Genomic DNA, 16,228 nt, shown 5'->3' on the forward strand with positions numbered 1-16,228 from the left:
CGTCCACAGCCAAGGAGACCCACCATGTCCATCCTCACCACCGGCAACGGCGCCACCCCGGTCGACCTCGAGCTCAACCTCGGCCGCCTCCTCGACCGCAACCCCCAGCTCCAGATCCCGCGCGACGAGTACAACATCAACGTCACGTCGAACGAGGGCGACCGGCTCAGCAGCGACGAACTCGCCGCCGAGTACGGCTCCTTCCCGGGCGCGGGCCACCCGGCGCACCTGTACTTCCACCTCCCGCTGTGCAACTACATCTGTCACTTCTGCAACTACGTGAAACGGCTGGTGCCGCGCGGCAAGGAGGACTCCGCGCTGCGCCTGTGGTCCGACCTGCTGATCGAGGAGTCCCGCCGCTACCTCGACCGCTTCGACTGGATACCGCGGGCCCGCATCGAGTCGTTCTACATAGGCGGCGGCACCGCGGCCCTGCTGCTCAACAGCCCCGAGTTCATCGAGCCGCTGGTGCGGCACGTGCGGGAGAACTACGAGCTGTCGGAGAACATCGAGTTCAACATCGAGGGCAACCCGGAGAACTTCCAGCACCACCACCTGGAGACCGCACGGGAGTTGGGCTTCAACCGGTTCAGCCTCGGTGTGCAGTCGCTGCAGGACGAGGTGAACGACTTCACCAAGCGCCGCCACTCCTCGGCGCAGTCCCTGGAGGCCGTGAAGAACCTCCTCGCGACCGGCTGCCCGTTCAACGTCGACATGATGTTCGGCCTGCCGTACCAGACCCCCGAGTCGGTGCGCCGCGACATGGAGATCCTCACCGGCCTCGGCGTCCCGACGATCACCATCTACCGGCTGCGCAACGCCGACCGCGAGGAGATGGGCATCGGCAACCGGGCGGTCTGGAACAACCCGGCCGTGCGCCAGCGCCTCATCAACGAGGGCCGCTTCCCCGACCTGGATTCGACGTACGCGATGCGCCAGGAGGCCGTGGAGGTCCTCCTCGAGCAGGGCTACTACCCGAGCCCGTGCGGCTGGTGGAGCCGCCCCGACACGTACGAGGGCGGGAACATCCCGCAGACGTCGAAGAACAAGTGGGAGCACTACAACACGATGATCGCGTACGGTCCCGGCGCCTACGGCTGGCTGACCGGCGACCAGGAGGAGTTCCTCCAGACGCACAACATCACCGACATCAGCAAGTACGTCTCCTTCATGCAGAGCGACGAGGGACTGCCGCTCAACTTCGGCCGGCGCCTGTCCGGGCACAAGGCCATCGGCACCGCGCTCGGCTTCAACTTCAAGGCCAACCAGCCGATCGTCCTCGACCGCTACAAGCAGCGCTTCGGCGCCGACCTGCTCACCATGGAGCCCTTCGCGTCCGCCTTCGCCGAGCTGCTGGAGCGCGGACTGGTCGAGAAGGTCGACGACGGAGCCGCGCTGAAGCCGACCCTGGACGGCGAGGCGCTGCACGAGGAGATCATCTTCCACTACTTCCACCAGCGCATCGGCCTGTCCGACGCGCCCGTGTGCCGGCGGTGACCGTGCGACAGACGACGACATCGACGACCACCACCGACTCCCCCACCGGTGGAGCCGCGCGCAGGGTCGAGGACACGTTCGCGGCCCTGCACGGGGCCGAGGCGGCGCTGCTGGTGCCCGGCCCCGTGGCCGCCACCACGGCCGTCCTGCTCGCCCTGACCAACCCGGGCGGCCACATCGTCGCCTCCGACCAGACCTGCGACCCGCTGCGTGCCGTCCTGACCGAGGAGCTCACCGGCCTCGGCCGCACGGTCACCTTCGTCGACTGCGCCGACATGGACGCCGTGACGGCGGCCGTGGAGCCCGCGACGCAGGTCGTGTACACCCAGTCCCTGAGCGATCCGCTGATGCGGCTGTATCCGCTCAACGACATCGCCATCCACGCCCAGATGAACGACCTGCTCCTGGTCGTCGACAACACCAACCTGTCGCCGGCCCAGCTGCGGCCGCTGGAGGCCGGTGCCGTGGTCGTCGTCGAGGACACCTCGCCCTACCTGGACGGCTGGGGCGAGGTCGGGGCCGCCCTGGTGACGGGCCTCGGCCGGTATCTGCCGCGGATCCAGGAGCAGTGCGCGCGCTTCGGCGGCGAGGTCGACAGCTGGGCGGCCCACCTGCTGGAACGCTCCCTGTCCACCCTGCACCTGCGCCTCGCAGCGCAGCGCGCCGGCGCCGAACGCGTCGCCGAGGCACTGCGCGCCCACCCCGCCGTGTCGGCCGTGCACCGGCCGTCGTTCGACGAGTCCCCCTGGGCCCTGGAGACCCACGAGGGCTTCGGCGGACTGCTGTCCTTCGAGGTCGGGCCCGAGATCCGCGACCTGTCGGCGGTGCTGGACGCCTGCCGCGGCGACGGCACACCCCTCGCCACGGCGGCCCGGCTGCCCGCCCGCACCACCCACGCCCACCTGAGCGAACGGGTGCGCCGGGAGGCGGGCGTGTCACGGCGGTTGGTGCGGCTCGCGGTGGGCGTGGAGGACTGTGACGCGCTGCTGCGCGGGCTGAGGCGCGCCCTGGACGCGTGCCTCGCGGAGAACGGCCTCGCGGAGAACGACCGTAACGGAGGAGCGCGATGCTGAACGGCGTCGATCTGCGCGCCAGACAGGCCCTGGCCGAGCAGATCCGTGAGGACTCGTGGGAGGCGCAGCTCAACATCGGCGTGGCGGCGCAGCCCACCTCGCCCGACCGGTGCCGGGTGCGCACCGAGCCGATGCGGCTGGGGTCCACCCGGGTCGCGCGGGCCTTCGGCATCGAGCAGCGCTGCACTTCGTCGGCCGGCGACGACTGCCTCGACCCGGTCGGCTCCCTGCTGGTGGCGCTCGGCGCGTCCGTCGCGGACAGCGTCGTCACCCGGCTGACCGGCGAGGGGTGCGGCCCGGCCCTGGTCGAGGTGGAGCCGTGCGTGGAGTTCGCGGCGGGCGGCCCGGCCCGGCTGTCGTACGAGGTGCGTGTCGAGGGGGACGTGTCCGTCGAGCAGGCCCGGCGGGCGGTCGCGGCGGCGGGTGAGCGGGGCAGCGCCCATCGCACGCTCGCCGAGCCCAACGAGATCAGGGCCGTCGTGCAGACCGCGCGGGACGTCCACCTCACCGGGAGTCCCGTGCCGGCCGGCACGGAGCCGTTCACCGCGGACCGGCGGCGGGCGGCCCGGGTGATGTGGGAGGTGGGCACCCATGTGCTCGCCGAGGTGGACGGGGTGCACGCCGAGTCCGACCAGCCCAAGCAGCTCTTCGGCGCCGATCTCGCGCCCAGCGCCCAGGAGTACGTACTGGCCGCGCTGGCGGCGGAGGCCCTCGGGTACACGGCCGCGGCCGCGGCCGCGCCCACCCCGGACGGTCCGCCCGTCTCCGTGCACAGCTCGGGGCGCATGGATCTGCGCGGGCCCTACTCCGCGCAGGACGCCCCGGCCGGACTGCGCAACATCCTGGTCCAGCTGCTGCCCGCGGATCCGTCGGCGGTCGGCGGCGAGGGAGCGGCCGACCCCGTGGCGGCGATGCGCCGGTGGCTCGCCGAGGGCGACGCCCTGCGGCTGGTCAGGGACGCCCACAGCATCGACGTCACCCTGGTGCTCGACGGTGAACGCATGAACGACCTCAGCGACAGCAAGGAGTAACACCATGCCCCGTGAATGGGACGCCAAGACGTACGACTCGCTTCCCCTGCCGCACCAGCAGTGGGGCAAGCGCACCCTCGGCCGGCTGAACCTCAAGGGCGGTGAGACCGTCCTCGACGCCGGCTGCGGCACGGGGCGTGACACGGCCGCGCTGCTGGACCTGGTGCCGGACGGGCGGGTCATCGGGATCGACGGGTCCAGCCGGATGCTCGACCAGCTCCGGGTGAAGCTGGCCGACCGTCTCGACCGGGTCGAGGTGGTGAACGCCGACCTCACCAAGCCGCTGCCGATCACCGGCCAGGTCGACGCCATCACCAGCGTGGCCACGTTCCACTGGATCACCGACCACGCCGCCCTCTTCGACAACCTGGCCCAGTACCTGCGGCCGGGCGGCCAGTTCGTCGCCGAGTGCGGTGGCCAGGGCAACGTGGCGCTGATCAACGCGGCCGTGGAGGAGGTGCTGGGCGCCACCGACGAGAAGAAGAAGGTCTGGTACTTCGCCGGCGTCGAGGAGACCACCGAGCGGCTGCGGAACGCCGGGTTCACCGACATCGAGGTCAACCTGCTGCCCGACCCGGCCCGCCTGGAGCCCGGTGAGCAGCTGTGGAGCTACCTCGCCACCGTGGTCCTCGGCTCCCACCTGGACCGCCTCCCGGAGGCCGACCACGAGGACTTCGTCCACTCGGTCGCCGCCCGCCTGCCCGAGCCGGTCGTCGACTACGTCCGACTGAACATCACCGCCCGACGCGCCTAGGGCCTGTCGTCTGGATCACGCCGTAGACGCGGGGCCTGGCACGCACCGCTGCCGCGTTGTCGTCAGTCGCCGACTCCCCCACGCTCGGCTTCGCTCGCGCGGGAGGGACCGGACCCCCATCGCGTCGACTCCCTCCTCCGCCTTGCAGAGGCACGCACCAGACCCCGCTCACCGGCGTCGAACAGCACCGTCGCTGCCCTGCGACCTGATCCAAACGAAAGGCCCCAGCAGCCATGGCCACGCTTCCCACGCTCCTGGTCCTGCACGACCAGGGTTCCGCGGGCCCCCTGCGCATCCTGTCGTCGGCCAGGGGGCTGTGCCGGGTCGTGTTCCTCTGCGAGCCGGAACACCCTTCGGTGGCGGCCGAGTTGCGCCAGGTCGCGGGGCACGCCGAGGTCGTGGACATCACGGGGCTCGATGCCGAGGAGGTGGGCCGGCTGGCGGCAGGGCTGTCCCCGGCCGGTGTCGTCACCTTCAGCGAGCACCGGCTGCGGCTCACCGCGGCGGTGGCCGCCCGGTGCGGACTGCGGTTCCACTCCCCCGAGGTGGTGGACACCCTGACCGACAAGTTCCGCCAGCGACAGGCGCTTTCCGCCGTGCAGGACACCAGGTGCGTCCTGCTGCGGCACCCCGACGAATGCGCCGCCGCGCTCGCCGTCACCGGCACACCCGCGGTGCTCAAGCCGCGCCACGGCGCGGGCAGTGTCGACACGTGCCTGGTCGGTTCCGTCGAGGAGTGCCGGGACCGGCTGGCGGAGTTCACGGAGGGGGCGGTGCCCAGGGACTTCGTGCTGGAGGAGTACCTGCGGGGCGACCCCGGGCTCGCCGGCTCGGGGTGGGGCGACTACGTGTCCGTGGAGTCCCTGGTCGTCGAGGGTGAGCCCCACACCGTCGCCGTCACCGGGAAGCCGCCGCTCGTCCCGCCGTTCCGGGAGACCGGGCACATCCTGCCCGCGCCGGTCCCGGCCGGCCTCGCCGCGGACGTCGTACGCCTCGAACAGGCGGCGCTGCGCGCCCTCGGCATCCGCCACGGCGTCACCCACACCGAGATCAAGCTCACCGCCGACGGGCCGCGGATCATCGAGGTCAACGGGCGGCTCGGCGGGTTCGTCGCCGAGATCGTGCAACGCCGTACGGGCTACGACATGGTGGCGGCGGCGCTGCGCATGGCGCTGGGGCTGCCGGTCACCGTGCCGGAGCCGTCGATGCCGGGCCGTGGGCCGGACACGGTGGTCTTCCAGTACATGCCGATCCCGCCCGCCGGCCCGCTGTCCCCGGGCCCGCTCTCGCTCCTGGAGACGCTGGAGGAGATCCCGGGGGTCGATCTGGTCGACGTCTCCGCGCCCGACGACCGGGCCGGCGACTGGCGCAGGGGCACCCTCGGTCAGCTCGGCGTGGTGTACGGGAGCGCCGCGGACCACGCCCAACTACAGGAAATCCTGCGGTTGTTGCAGGAACGCATGGAATTCTTCTGGTACGGCGCCACGGCCGCCCCTGAAGTACGCTCGGGCGCCGCGTGACAATTGATCTTTTGACGAAAGGCACGGCAGATGTCTGACAACAGCGCCTCGGCCGAGGTGGTCTCGATTCCGGTGGGCCGGGTGGTCGGCGGACGCGAGGAGGTCAAGGACGACGACTGGGGCAAGGTCGAGGCCGTGATCCGCCTGGACGCCGACCAGTTCGACGCGGACGCGCTGGCCGGCCTGGACTCCTTCTCCCACCTGGAGATCGTCTACCACTTCGACCGCGTCCCCGTGGCGAAGATCGAGACCGGTGCCCGCCACCCGCGCGGCAACACCGACTGGCCGTTGGTCGGCATCTTCGCCCAGCGCGGCAAGAACCGCCCCAACCGCATCGGCGTCTCCCGCTGCCGCCTCCTGCGCACCGACGGGCTCGACCTCCACGTCCAGGGCCTCGACGCCGTCGACGGCACGCCCGTCCTCGACATCAAGCCGTACATGAGCGAGTTCGGCCCCCAGGGCGGCGACACCACCCAGCCGGGCTGGGCCACCGAAATCATGCGCCACTACTACTGAGGAGACCCGTGTCCCGTCGGCAGTGCACTCCGGAGCCGGTGAGCGAGAACCCCCACCGGGTCCTCCTGCTGTGTCCGGACGCTGTCGCACGGGAGGCGGCGACGGCCGCGGGGTTCGACACCTGGTCGGTCGAGGGCCCCGCGGACACCGGGCGCTCCACCGCACGGCGGGTGGCCGTGGACCTCGCCGACCCGGGCGCCCTGCACACCACCCTGGTGGGGACCGCCCGTACGCACGGGATCCCGCACATCGTGTACCTCGGTGAGGCGGAGGCGCTGCACCTCGCCGCGGAACGGGCCCTGCGGGAACTGGCGCCGCGGCGGGCCGAGCCGCTGCGCAGGCTGCGCGATCCCGCGCTCATGCGGCGGATCCTCAACCAGGGCCGGGTGTCCGAGGTCAGGGCCCGGCCCGCCACGACCGCCGAGGCCGTCCGCGAGCTGGTCGAGGACTTCTCCCTGCCCGTGGCCGTCAAGGCCGGGCGCGCCTCCGGGACCACCGTCATCCGCAGCAGGGGCGACCTCGACCGATGGCTCGCCGACGCCCCCGCCGGGCCCCATCTGGTCGAGGAGTTCCTGACCGGACCCCGGGTCAGCGTGGACACGCTCACCTGCGACGGCATGCACGAGGTCACCGGCATGACCACACGGCGCGCCACCGACGCCGTGCTGCTGCACCCGGGAGCCCTGGCCGAGGCGGACCGCGTCGAGATCCGCGCGGCGGTACGGGCGCTGCTGGATCTGGCGGGCCTCCAGTCCGGACCCGCCCACACCGAGGTGGTCGTCACCGCGAACGGCCCCCGCATCGCCGCCTCCAGGGCACGGCTGGGGGCGCGGCCGATCCGGCGCCTGGCGCGGGCGGCGACCGGCCGGGCCCCGGAGGAGGACGTCCTGTCGGCGCTGGCCGGGTCCCCGCGGTGCCGTCCGGTGCCCGGGCGCTCGGCGGCCCTCGCCCGGCTGACGCTGCGCCGCGCCGGAGGGGACCTGGCGGCGGTCCTGAACGACATCGGCGGGATGCGTCACGTCGACGAGATCCGGGTGGTGGACGCCGACGCCGCCGTGCCCGAGCACGTCGAGGTCATCGTCCACGGCGGCTCCCACCAGGAGGTCGACGAGGGACTGGCCGCCGTACGGCGCCGCTGGGAGGGCCGTTCTCCGCACGGCGCGGGATCGGGACCGGGGACGCGGTAACGAGACGGGACCGGTACGGGAAGCGCCACGCCCAGTATGGCGTCACACCCCAGGCAGCACCGGTCACCAAGGAGAGACATGCGCAGCATGCTGGCCACCCTCATCGGCGCGCTCTGTACGACGGCCCTGGTCCTCGGCGTGGGCGCCACGGCCGGCTCGTCCGGCGGCCACACGCACAGCGCCCGTCACGTCGTCGCCGACAACCAGGGCCCGACCGTCGTCACACATTGAGGCGGCCGTCGACCAGAGGGACGGGACAGCCCATGGAGTCGAGCAGCGCCGTCGCCTGAGCGCGGTGCTCGACGGCCAGGTCGGTGTCCCCGAGCGCCTCCGCCGCGTAGGCCATCCCGCTCAGGGCCCGCGCCTTCTCCGCGCGGTACTCGATCGCGGTGGCCAGCTCATGGGCGTGCGCGTGGAGCGACAGCGCCCGCTCGTGCTCGTTCCTTCGCCGGCAGAACTCGCCGACGAGGTTCTCGACCTTCGCCTGCCGCGTCGGGCTGCCGCTGACCCGCGCGAGTTCCAGCGCCCGAACGGCGAAGCCCGCCGCCTCCGACCGCCGGCCCAGACACTCGGCGACCTCGGCGGACAGGGCCAGCGCCAGCGCCACGTCGCCCGGCGGGCTGGAGGAGTCGCACATGGCACGGGCCTCCTCCAGAGCCTGGTGGGCGTCCTCGTACTGGCCGAGGCCGATGTGCGCGAAGGCCAGATCGGTCAGCGCCATCACGTGGTTGTCGCGGTAGTCGAAGCTGCGGTGCAGTTCCAGGGCCTGCCGCGCCGCCGTGGCGGCCTCCTCGCAGCGGCCCCACTGCGCGTACAGCGTGCTGAGGTTGGTGAGCGTCTCGGCCTCGGCGCGCGGGATGTTCAGCTCCCGCTCCAGGCTGATCGCGCGCTCCAGATGCAGCAGCGCCTCCGTGTGCCGCCCGAGGACGGTCAGCAGCAGCCCGATCGTGGACTCGCCGTGTGCCTCGGTGTGCTGGTCGCGCAGGCGGACGGCGACGTCACGTGCCTCCGTGGCCACCGCGAGGCCCTCGTCGAAGTGCCCGAGCTTCCAGCAGGCGACGCCCAGGTTGGACAGGCTGACGCCCAGCAGCTCCACGTCCTGGAGCCGCCGCGCGGCCTCGACGGCGATCCGGCCGACGTCCCTGAACTCCTTGAACTGGCCGCGGGCGTTGAGCCGGAAGACGATGTTGCGGGTGAGGCACACCGTGTGCCGGTCCAGGCCGCTGCGGTAGGCGAGCGAGATGGCGGCGACCAGGTTGCTGTGCTCCCGGTCGAACCAGTGCGCGGTGCGCGCCGCGTCCACGAACACCGGCTGCTCCCCCCGGTAGGCGGGCAGCCCCGTGGAACGGCGTTTGCGTCCGCGGAAGAGCAGCTCGCAGGCCGCCTCGGTGGTGGTGACGTAGTAGTCCAGCAGGCGTCGTACGGCCTCGGCGTCGTCCGCGGCGGTGTCGGGTCCGCACTGGCTCTGCGCGAAGTTGCGCACCAGGTCGTGGAACCGGTACAGGCCGATGGCGGGCTGCTGCAACAGGTGCACGTCCAGCAGCCGTTCCAGGATCTGCTCCGCGTCGTGCCGGTCGGTGCCGAGGAGGGCGGCCGCCGCGTACACGTCGATCTCGGCACCGGGGTGCAGGCCCAGGATACGGAAGGCGACCCGGTGTTCCTCGTCCATGATCTGGTACGACAGCCGCAGCGACGCGGCGACGCTGCGTTCCCCCGCGCTGAGCTCCTCGAGCCGGCGGGTCTCGTCCCGCAACCGGTCGACCAGGTACTCCACGGTCCAGCGCGGCCGGTTGCGCAGCCTGGCGGCCACGATGCGCAGCGCGAGGGGCAGCCGGCCGCACAGGTGGACCAGTTCGGCCGTCGCCGCGGGCTCCGACGCCACGCGCGTAGAGCCCAGCACCTCCTCGATCAGCAGCATGCTGTCCTCGTGGGACATCGGCCCGATCGAGAACCATTCGGCCCCGTCGAGGTCGACGAGCCGCGCCCGGCTGGTGATCAGCACCAGACAGCCCTGCGAGGCGGGCAGCAGCGGCAGGACCTGGCCGACGTCCATGGCGTTGTCGATCAGCAGCAGCAGCCGGCGGTGCGCCAGGGTGGAGCGCCACAGCGCGGTACGGCCCTGGATGTCGTCGGGGATGCGGTCGCCCGGGGTGCCGAGCGCCCTGAGCAGGGCGTCGAGTGCGGTGGCCGGGGAGACCGGCGACTCCCCGGGGGTGAAGCCGCGCAGGTCGAGCTGGAGTTGGCCGTCGGGGAAGTCCGCGGCCACCTGGTGGGCCGCGCGGACGGCGAGCGAGGTCTTGCCGCTGCCTCCCATCCCGTCGATCGCCACGATCCTGCTGTGCCGCTGCCCCGGCCCGCCCCCGCCTCTGATGCACTCGACGAGCGCGTCCAGCTCCCTCTTGCGGCCGGTGAAGTCGGAGAGGTCGTACGGCAGGGTGCAGGGCGGCCCGTCCCGGTCGGCGGCCGGAGCCGGGGCCCGCGGGGCGGGCGATGGGGCCGGCTCGGGGAGGGCCGGCAACCGGAGCTTGGGGGCGGCCAGTTCGGGGGCCTCGCGCAGGATCGCGGCGTACAGCTCGCCCAGCCGGGGGCCGGGGTCGATGCCGAGCTCCTCCAGGAGCAGCCCGCGCACCTTCTGGTACTCCTCCAGGGCCTCCGCCTGGCGGCCCGTGCGGTACAGCGCCAGCATGAGGTGGCCGCGCAGGGTCTCGCGCAGGGGTTTCTGGGCGATGAGGTCGCGCAGGTCGCCGATGAGTTCACCGGCCTCGCCGAGACCGAGGCGCAGCTCGAAGAGCTGCTCGGCGGCCGCGAGCCGGCGTTCGTCGAGCGCGGTGCCGGCGGCCTGGATCACGGCGGTCCCGGTGTCCGCCATGACGGGCCCGCGCCACAGCGCGAGCGCCCGGTGCAGTGCCCGCACCGCCTCGCGGGGTGCGTTGTCGGACACGGCCCGGCCCGCGTCACGGATGTGGTCGGCGAACTCCGTCAGGTCCAGTTCGCGGGCGGCCACCACCGCCCGGTAGCCCGGCCCGTCGGTCAGGATCACTCCGCCGCCGCCCGGGATCCGCCGTCGCAGGTCGGCGACGGCCTTGCGGACCTGGTGCGTCGCGGTGGCCGGGGGATCGTCGTCCCATGCCGCCTGCACCAGGCGCGCCACCGGCACCACCCTGCCCGGTTCGAGCAGCAGGGTCGTCAGAACCCGTTCCTGGATCGCTCCGCCCAGGCGCAGTCGCGTCGACCCGGACCAGCCTTCGAGCGGCCCGAGGATGTTGAACCGTAGTGCTCCGTCTCCCTGTTCGGACATGGATGCCCTGTCCCCCCGTCATTCAGAAGGCCCAGGTAGGGGCCTTGCAGAAGGCCCGGGTAGGGGCCTCGCCTCGCGATCATAGGAGGTTTGCGGGGCAAACGGTACGGCGAAATTCACAGGGTTGTGCGGGTCGTTCACATGGGCATCAAGCCCAGTGCGATACGTGTCAGCTCCGCCTTGTTGCCCACGCTGAACTTCGACCGGACCCGCTTGACGTAGGTGTCGACGGTGTGGTGGCTGATGCCGATCCGGCGTGCCACCTGCCCGTGGGTCATACCCAGCGCGATGAAACGCAGCACCTCCTGTTCGCGCGGGGAGAGCGCGGCGGCGGCCACCGAGCGCTCCGTCCCGGAGGCGGCCGAGGGGTGCGCCACGGCCTCGTTCACGGACCGCAACACCTCCTCGGCCGTCGCGTCCGCCCGTACGACCACCGTGCACGGCCCCTCGCCCGCGTCACCGGGCCGTCTCCAGGACCCCGGAACCTCGCCCGCGAGGCTCTCCCCCATGACCAGGACGTCCACGTGGTCCCCCGGCTCGGGGAGCGCGTCGGTCGACGTGAACACCACCTCGTGGGACGACTGGGTGCTCAGCAGGTGTGCCAGGCCCATGAGCACCAACGGCCGCCGCTCGCATATCGCTGTTCGCATGCAGGGACCATCCACCCTGGCCTTCCCGAATCGATACCGGTGCGCTCCCGCCCCCGTCACGTCCCCGGAAACGGTGTCACCGGATCCTGCGGCATGCCCTCGCGCCCGGCCCCAACAACCATGGACGCCATGGTCGTTGATGTACGCGAGGTCTCTCGGCTGTATCTTCGCCGCGCCGATCCGGAAGAGGACTGGCTCCGTTCTCCCTTCCGGGCGTCCGCCGTTCCGGAACGCCTGGTGCGGAAGATCGCCCGGCGTTTTCACGAGCAACAGCACCTTCCCAACGATCCCGACGCCCGCGGCCAGTACCTGCGCATGGCCCTGGAGGCACAGGACCAGCTCGCCTGCATGACCGACATGGGCCTGAAGGTGCGCTTCTTCCGCGGTTCCGGGCAGCCCTACACCGCCTCCCGCGAGCTGTGCCGGGCCATGGACGCGGGCGAGGACCTGTATGTGTTCCCCACGGAGCACGGACACGGGCCGGAGGGCTACGAGGACCCGGACAACCCGCTCCTGTCGCCGTCGGGCATCGACATCGACGGGGCGCCGGCCCTCCACAACGACGTACTGCGTGCCACGCACGACTACTTCGGGCACTACCTCATGCGCGCCCCCTTCGACCTCCTCGGTGAACTGTCCGTGGCGTACGCGCATCTGCGGATGTTCTCGCCCGGCATCCACCGGGCGGTACTGAACGAGTTCGTCGGGCAGATCGCCTGGTTCTACTACGGCCCGCACATCGTCAGACCCGACGGCTCGGTCCCCCTGCGCGGCGACGACGACTGGATCGCCCCCGAGCAACGGCCCTTCGCCGACCAGAAGATCAACCTGATGCCCGCCGCGTGGGTCGAGGAGTTCCTGGCGTGGGGCAGCGGGGAAGCCGTATGAGCCGCCGTCCCCGGATCCTCGACGGCGGCACCGCCACCGGTCTCCAGGCGGCCGGGATCCCCATGCTCGAACCGTGGCTCACCAGCGCGCCGCTGCGGGACGCGGCCGGGACGGACGCGCTGGTGAAGGTGCACGCGGAGTTCCTGGAGAGCGGCAGCGACATCGTCACCGCCAACACCTTCCGCGCCAACGCCCGGGCCCTGACCCGTATGGGCGTCCCCGAGGCGGAGCGGGCCGCCTATGTGCGCCGGGCCGTGACGTGCGCCGAGCGCGCCCGTACGGCCGCCGGAACACCGCACGCCCTGGTGGCGGCCTCGGTCGCCCCCGTCGAGGACTGCTACACCCCGGCGCTCACCCCGGACGACGACACGCTGCGCCGCGAGCACGCCTGGATGGCCGGTGTCCTCGGGGACGCGGCGCCCGACCTCGTCCTCGTGGAGACACAGTGCACGCGCCGGGAGGCGGTGATCGCGGTGCAGGCGGCGGTGCGGCACGGGCTGCGCGCCTGGGTGAGCTTCGTCGTCACGGACGAGGCCACACTGCCCGACGGTGACGCGCTCGACGAGGCGGCCCGGGCCTGCGTCGACGCCGGCGCGGCCGCGGTGGCCGTCAACTGCCTGCCCCTGGCCGCCGTACCGCGCGCGCTGGAGCGGCTGACCGGCCTCGGGGTGCCCGTCGGGGTCTACCCGAACCTCGAGGACCGTACGGCGCTCGACCAGTGGGAGCACAGCGCGCACACGCTCCCCCCGGCCCTGTCGCCGTCGGCGTTCGCCGACCTGGCGCACGGATGGGCCGCCGCGTTCGGACCGGCCTTCGTCGGCGGCTGCTGCGGCACGACTCCCGCGCACATCGGCGCCCTGGCGGACCAGTGGAAGGAAGAGGCGGCATCGTGACGAAGCTTCAGGTACGGGCCACGTTCGGGTCCGCCCTCCTGCACATCGGCGGCCGCGACACCGACCCGGCCCTACGGACCCGACGCGGGCGGCTGCGGGCGGAGTTGGACGCGGCCGGATTCGAAGCCGTGGGCACGGTGCGCGCGTTCGGCGTGCTGGGGATCCTCGCACCGGTGATCACCGACGAGGACAACGACGTCGCCTACCCGGGCGACCCCATGGCCCTCTACTCGGCGCTCAGTTACCCCATGTCCCGGGCGACGGCCTCGTTCACCGACCCCTTCGGGCCCACCGACGTGTACAACGACCTGTGCCCGCTCTGGCCGCGCCTGCCCGGCAAGAAGGAACGGCCGGACGTCTCGCGCCGCCTGGAGACGGAGGTGCGGACCACCGACGACACGATCTTCGACCCCCGGACGTGGACCCCGCGCACCCGCGCCGACCTCGTCGGCCTGCTGCGCCGGCGCGCCCCCTCCGTCGTCCTGATCAGCGCGGTCTCGCCGGCACACCGCTACGCCCTGGAGATCGCCGCGCTGGTCAAGGAGGAGTGCCCCGGCGCCCTGGTGGTGATGGGCGGGCGGCACGCGGACGAGACGGTGCGCCACGAGCAGGCGGCCGAGGTGTATCTCGCGCCCAGCTCCACCGCCACGGCGGCCGCGCGTCCCGTCGACGTCCTGGTGAGCGGCGACGGCGGCCCCCTCCTCGACCTCACCCTGCGGGCCGTCGCCCGCGCCATGGACCTGTCGACGCGCAGGGCCACCGCCGGGGCGGTCGCCGCCGAGCTGGAGCGGATGGCGGGCGAGGGGGGCCAGGAGTACGGGCGCGGCAGCATCCTCGTCCGCGACGGCACCGGCGCCGGCTGGACCGCGTTCCGTGTGGAGGGCCCGCCCGTCCCGGAGGAGCAGTCCCCGTCGCCGTACGCCCCGTTCCTGATCCGTTCCCGGTTCCCGATCTTCACCCGGGACGACGGCACGGTGGCCCGGTGCGCGCATGTCCTCGTCTCGGGCACCTGCCCGATGCGGTGCACGTTCTGCTCGGAGTCGGCCCTGCTGGGCCAGGTGCGGCGCCCGACGCCCGGCGACACCACGATGATGGTGGAGCGGCTGCGGGAGTACGTCGAGTACGGCGCCGAGGCCGCCTTCTTCGACGACTCGATCTTCTGGTCCGGATCCTGGCCCCGCATCCGGCAGTTCTGCGCCGAGCTGGCCGAGGCACGGCAGATCGACCGCGGCCTGGCCGTCCTGCGCTGGGGCGCCCAGCTCACCGTCGACGTGCTCACCGGCCCGAAGCCCGAACTCGTGCGCGCGGGCCTGGCCGCGATGCGGGAGGCGGGCTGCACCTACGTCTACGTGGGCATCGAGAGCATGTCCGAGCAGGTGATGCGGCACGTCCACAAGAACGTCCGGCGCGGAACCCCCTGGAAGGAGCGGGTGCGCCTGGCGCTGGGCCTGTTGCGCGAGGCCGGGATACGGGTGGGCAGTTCGGTCCTCTTCGGGCTCGACGGCGAGGACGACGACAGCATCGCCGAGACCATCGAGGAGGTGGGCCGCCTCATCGACGACGGCTACCTCATGCTCGCCAGCCCCAACATCCTTACGTACCACCCCGGTACGGAGATCACCCGACGGCACGGCATGGAGGACCGGCTCGACTACGGTTCCGAGGGAATCGAGGTGCCCCCTCCGTACTCCTTCTTCGAGGAGGCGTATCCCGGTGTCGTCTCCCGTCTGCTGACGGAGGACAACATCTGGCGGATCCACCGGGAGTCGAGGGTGCGGTGGGGGCAGGTGCGCAACGGAGTGGAAGCGGTGACGATGTGACGGTCACGGAGTACGCGACGGCGGAGGGCCTGCCCGGCGAGTACTGGAACGCCGACCCGCCGGACCCCAGGTCCTCGCGGGCCTGGCTCACCGCGAACCGCTGGCCCGAGGACGGCGTCCGGTTCCTTGAGATACCCGGCGCCGGGGCCGCCTGCGCGGTGCGCGCCCAGGACGACCACTCCGGCTTCCCCCGGATGAACTGCACCGAGGTGACCGCGGGCGCGGGCCGTGACGTGGCCCAGCCCGAGGGCGACCTCGAGGAGGCCAGGGCGGAGGGGCGGCGCCAGCTGAACGTCTGCGCCCTCGGCTACGGACAGTCCGTCTTCCCCGCGGCCGGCGCGGAGTTCGACGCGGACGCACTGGTGACCGCGCTGGAGGAGTACGCCCGCACCCAGGGGCGGCTGCTCACCTTCCTGCACCTCGACGAGGACGACCCCGTGCTGCCGTGCCTGCGGGACCGCGGCTGGAGCGTGGGCGTCACCGACCACTACTTCCGCATCGCCGACGTCGGCGAGGACCAGGACGCCTACCTCGCGGGTCTGTCGGCGCACCGGAGGCGCAGGCTGCGCCGGGAGCTGGCGTCGCTGGACGAGGCCGGTGCGAGCGCCGAGATCCACCGGGGCGACGAGGTGACCGAGGAGATCCAGCGGGAGGTCGCCCGGCTGGAGGCGTGCTCCGACGAGAAGCACGGCATCCCCGGCGACCCGGCCCGGCTGCTGCGCGTGAACGAGCGCCTGCGGCTCGCCTTCGGCGCGCGCTACCGCGTCACGCTCGTCCGGGACCGGCACGGGACGGCCGTCGCCAGCTCCACCTCGGTCCTCGGCACCCGTGACGTGCTGCTGCGCATGGTCGGGCTGGGCCCAGGAAGCGAGGAGATCGGCGCGTACTTCCACGTCGCCTACCACCAGCCGGTACGTCTGGCCCGCGACACCGGGGCCCGCAGGGTGCTGCTGAGCACCGGAACCGCGACACCCAAGCTGCGCAGGGGCGCCACGGCACGGCCGCTGCTGAGCGCCGTACCGCCCGGCGCGCCCGCCCACACCGCGCTGCTGCGCCGCACGGACGCGGCGTTCGCCGCGCTCACCGCCTGAACCACCCATG

The 16,228-nt window shown here is 72.5% G+C and carries 14 protein-coding genes; 12 read left to right on the forward strand and 2 right to left on the reverse strand.

Annotation, left to right across the window (positions count from 1 at the left end; genetic code table 11):
- The first annotated feature begins 24 nt into the window (after positions 1 to 24).
- From ACGFNV_RS23535 to ACGFNV_RS23570, 8 genes are all read left to right on the forward strand, one after another.
- Positions 25 to 1,497, forward strand: coding sequence for a radical SAM protein (locus ACGFNV_RS23535; protein WP_393624933.1), 1,473 nt, complete (start codon positions 25 to 27; stop codon positions 1,495 to 1,497).
- The gene (locus ACGFNV_RS23540; RefSeq protein WP_393624934.1) at positions 1,494 to 2,570 is read left to right on the forward strand and encodes a PLP-dependent transferase; all 1,077 of its coding nucleotides are present in this window, start codon (positions 1,494 to 1,496) and stop codon (positions 2,568 to 2,570) included. Before ACGFNV_RS23535 ends, ACGFNV_RS23540 begins: the two co-directional genes overlap by 4 nt.
- Positions 2,564 to 3,601: an OsmC family protein gene (locus ACGFNV_RS23545; RefSeq protein WP_393624935.1), complete on the forward strand. Its 1,038-nt coding sequence runs from the start codon at positions 2,564 to 2,566 to the stop codon at positions 3,599 to 3,601. The genes ACGFNV_RS23540 and ACGFNV_RS23545 overlap by 7 nt, the downstream gene beginning before the upstream one ends.
- Positions 3,602 to 3,605: 4 nt before the next feature.
- Complete coding sequence (locus ACGFNV_RS23550; RefSeq protein WP_393624936.1) at positions 3,606 to 4,355, forward strand: class I SAM-dependent methyltransferase; 750 nt, start codon at positions 3,606 to 3,608, stop codon at positions 4,353 to 4,355.
- 233 nt (positions 4,356 to 4,588) lie between these two features.
- Positions 4,589 to 5,875, forward strand: a complete 1,287-nt coding sequence (locus tag ACGFNV_RS23555; protein WP_393624937.1) for an acetyl-CoA carboxylase biotin carboxylase subunit family protein — start codon at positions 4,589 to 4,591, stop codon at positions 5,873 to 5,875.
- Positions 5,876 to 5,905: 30 nt separating this feature from the next.
- Positions 5,906 to 6,391 (forward strand): SAM-dependent methyltransferase, encoded by a 486-nt coding sequence (locus ACGFNV_RS23560; RefSeq protein WP_393624938.1) that lies wholly within the window; start codon positions 5,906 to 5,908, stop codon positions 6,389 to 6,391.
- Between the two features lie 8 nt (positions 6,392 to 6,399).
- The gene (locus tag ACGFNV_RS23565; protein ID WP_393624939.1) at positions 6,400 to 7,578 is read left to right on the forward strand and encodes an acetyl-CoA carboxylase biotin carboxylase subunit family protein; all 1,179 of its coding nucleotides are present in this window, start codon (positions 6,400 to 6,402) and stop codon (positions 7,576 to 7,578) included.
- Between the two features lie 78 nt (positions 7,579 to 7,656).
- Positions 7,657 to 7,809 carry a hypothetical protein gene (locus ACGFNV_RS23570; RefSeq protein WP_393624940.1) on the forward strand — a complete coding sequence of 51 codons (153 nt, stop codon included), beginning with the start codon at positions 7,657 to 7,659 and terminating at the stop codon, positions 7,807 to 7,809.
- Here ACGFNV_RS23570 and ACGFNV_RS23575 read toward each other — a convergent pair.
- Positions 7,799 to 10,876, reverse strand: coding sequence for a BTAD domain-containing putative transcriptional regulator (locus ACGFNV_RS23575; protein WP_393624941.1), 3,078 nt, complete (start codon positions 10,874 to 10,876; stop codon positions 7,799 to 7,801). The genes ACGFNV_RS23570 and ACGFNV_RS23575 overlap by 11 nt on opposite strands.
- A gap of 137 nt (positions 10,877 to 11,013) precedes the next feature.
- Positions 11,014 to 11,526 (reverse strand): response regulator transcription factor, encoded by a 513-nt coding sequence (locus ACGFNV_RS23580; protein WP_393624942.1) that lies wholly within the window; start codon positions 11,524 to 11,526, stop codon positions 11,014 to 11,016.
- 129 nt (positions 11,527 to 11,655) lie between these two features.
- Here ACGFNV_RS23580 and ACGFNV_RS23585 point away from each other — a divergent pair, with 129 nt between their 5' ends.
- From ACGFNV_RS23585 to ACGFNV_RS23600, 4 genes are read left to right on the forward strand one after another with little or no spacing between them, the layout of a single operon-like run.
- Positions 11,656 to 12,414: a hypothetical protein gene (locus ACGFNV_RS23585; protein ID WP_393624943.1), complete on the forward strand. Its 759-nt coding sequence runs from the start codon at positions 11,656 to 11,658 to the stop codon at positions 12,412 to 12,414.
- Positions 12,411 to 13,307: a homocysteine S-methyltransferase family protein gene (locus tag ACGFNV_RS23590; protein WP_393624944.1), complete on the forward strand. Its 897-nt coding sequence runs from the start codon at positions 12,411 to 12,413 to the stop codon at positions 13,305 to 13,307. Before ACGFNV_RS23585 ends, ACGFNV_RS23590 begins: the two co-directional genes overlap by 4 nt.
- On the forward strand, positions 13,304 to 15,127 hold the full coding sequence (locus ACGFNV_RS23595; protein WP_393624945.1) for a B12-binding domain-containing radical SAM protein: 1,824 nt from the start codon (positions 13,304 to 13,306) through the stop codon (positions 15,125 to 15,127). The genes ACGFNV_RS23590 and ACGFNV_RS23595 overlap by 4 nt, the downstream gene beginning before the upstream one ends.
- Positions 15,124 to 16,218 carry a peptidogalycan biosysnthesis protein gene (locus ACGFNV_RS23600; protein WP_393624946.1) on the forward strand — a complete coding sequence of 365 codons (1,095 nt, stop codon included), beginning with the start codon at positions 15,124 to 15,126 and terminating at the stop codon, positions 16,216 to 16,218. Before ACGFNV_RS23595 ends, ACGFNV_RS23600 begins: the two co-directional genes overlap by 4 nt.
- Positions 16,219 to 16,228 lie beyond the last annotated feature (10 nt).

Source organism: Streptomyces sp. NPDC048751 (assembly GCF_043198595.1).
Taxonomy (GTDB): domain Bacteria; phylum Actinomycetota; class Actinomycetes; order Streptomycetales; family Streptomycetaceae; genus Streptomyces.

Bases quoted from the DNA above. Each gene is read 5' to 3' on its own strand.
- ACGFNV_RS23535 (WP_393624933.1), top strand. From the start codon at position 25: ATGTCCATCCTCACCACCGGCAACGGCGCCACCCCGGTCGACCTCGAG.
- ACGFNV_RS23545 (WP_393624935.1), top strand. From the start codon at position 2,564: ATGCTGAACGGCGTCGATCTGCGCGCCAGACAGGCCCTGGCCGAGCAG.
- ACGFNV_RS23550 (WP_393624936.1), top strand. From the start codon at position 3,606: ATGCCCCGTGAATGGGACGCCAAGACGTACGACTCGCTTCCCCTGCCG.
- ACGFNV_RS23555 (WP_393624937.1), top strand. From the start codon at position 4,589: ATGGCCACGCTTCCCACGCTCCTGGTCCTGCACGACCAGGGTTCCGCG.
- ACGFNV_RS23560 (WP_393624938.1), top strand. From the start codon at position 5,906: ATGTCTGACAACAGCGCCTCGGCCGAGGTGGTCTCGATTCCGGTGGGC.
- ACGFNV_RS23570 (WP_393624940.1), top strand. From the start codon at position 7,657: ATGCGCAGCATGCTGGCCACCCTCATCGGCGCGCTCTGTACGACGGCC.
- ACGFNV_RS23575 (WP_393624941.1), bottom strand. From the start codon at position 10,876: ATGTCCGAACAGGGAGACGGAGCACTACGGTTCAACATCCTCGGGCCG.
- ACGFNV_RS23580 (WP_393624942.1), bottom strand. From the start codon at position 11,526: ATGCGAACAGCGATATGCGAGCGGCGGCCGTTGGTGCTCATGGGCCTG.
- ACGFNV_RS23585 (WP_393624943.1), top strand. From the start codon at position 11,656: ATGGTCGTTGATGTACGCGAGGTCTCTCGGCTGTATCTTCGCCGCGCC.
- ACGFNV_RS23590 (WP_393624944.1), top strand. From the start codon at position 12,411: ATGAGCCGCCGTCCCCGGATCCTCGACGGCGGCACCGCCACCGGTCTC.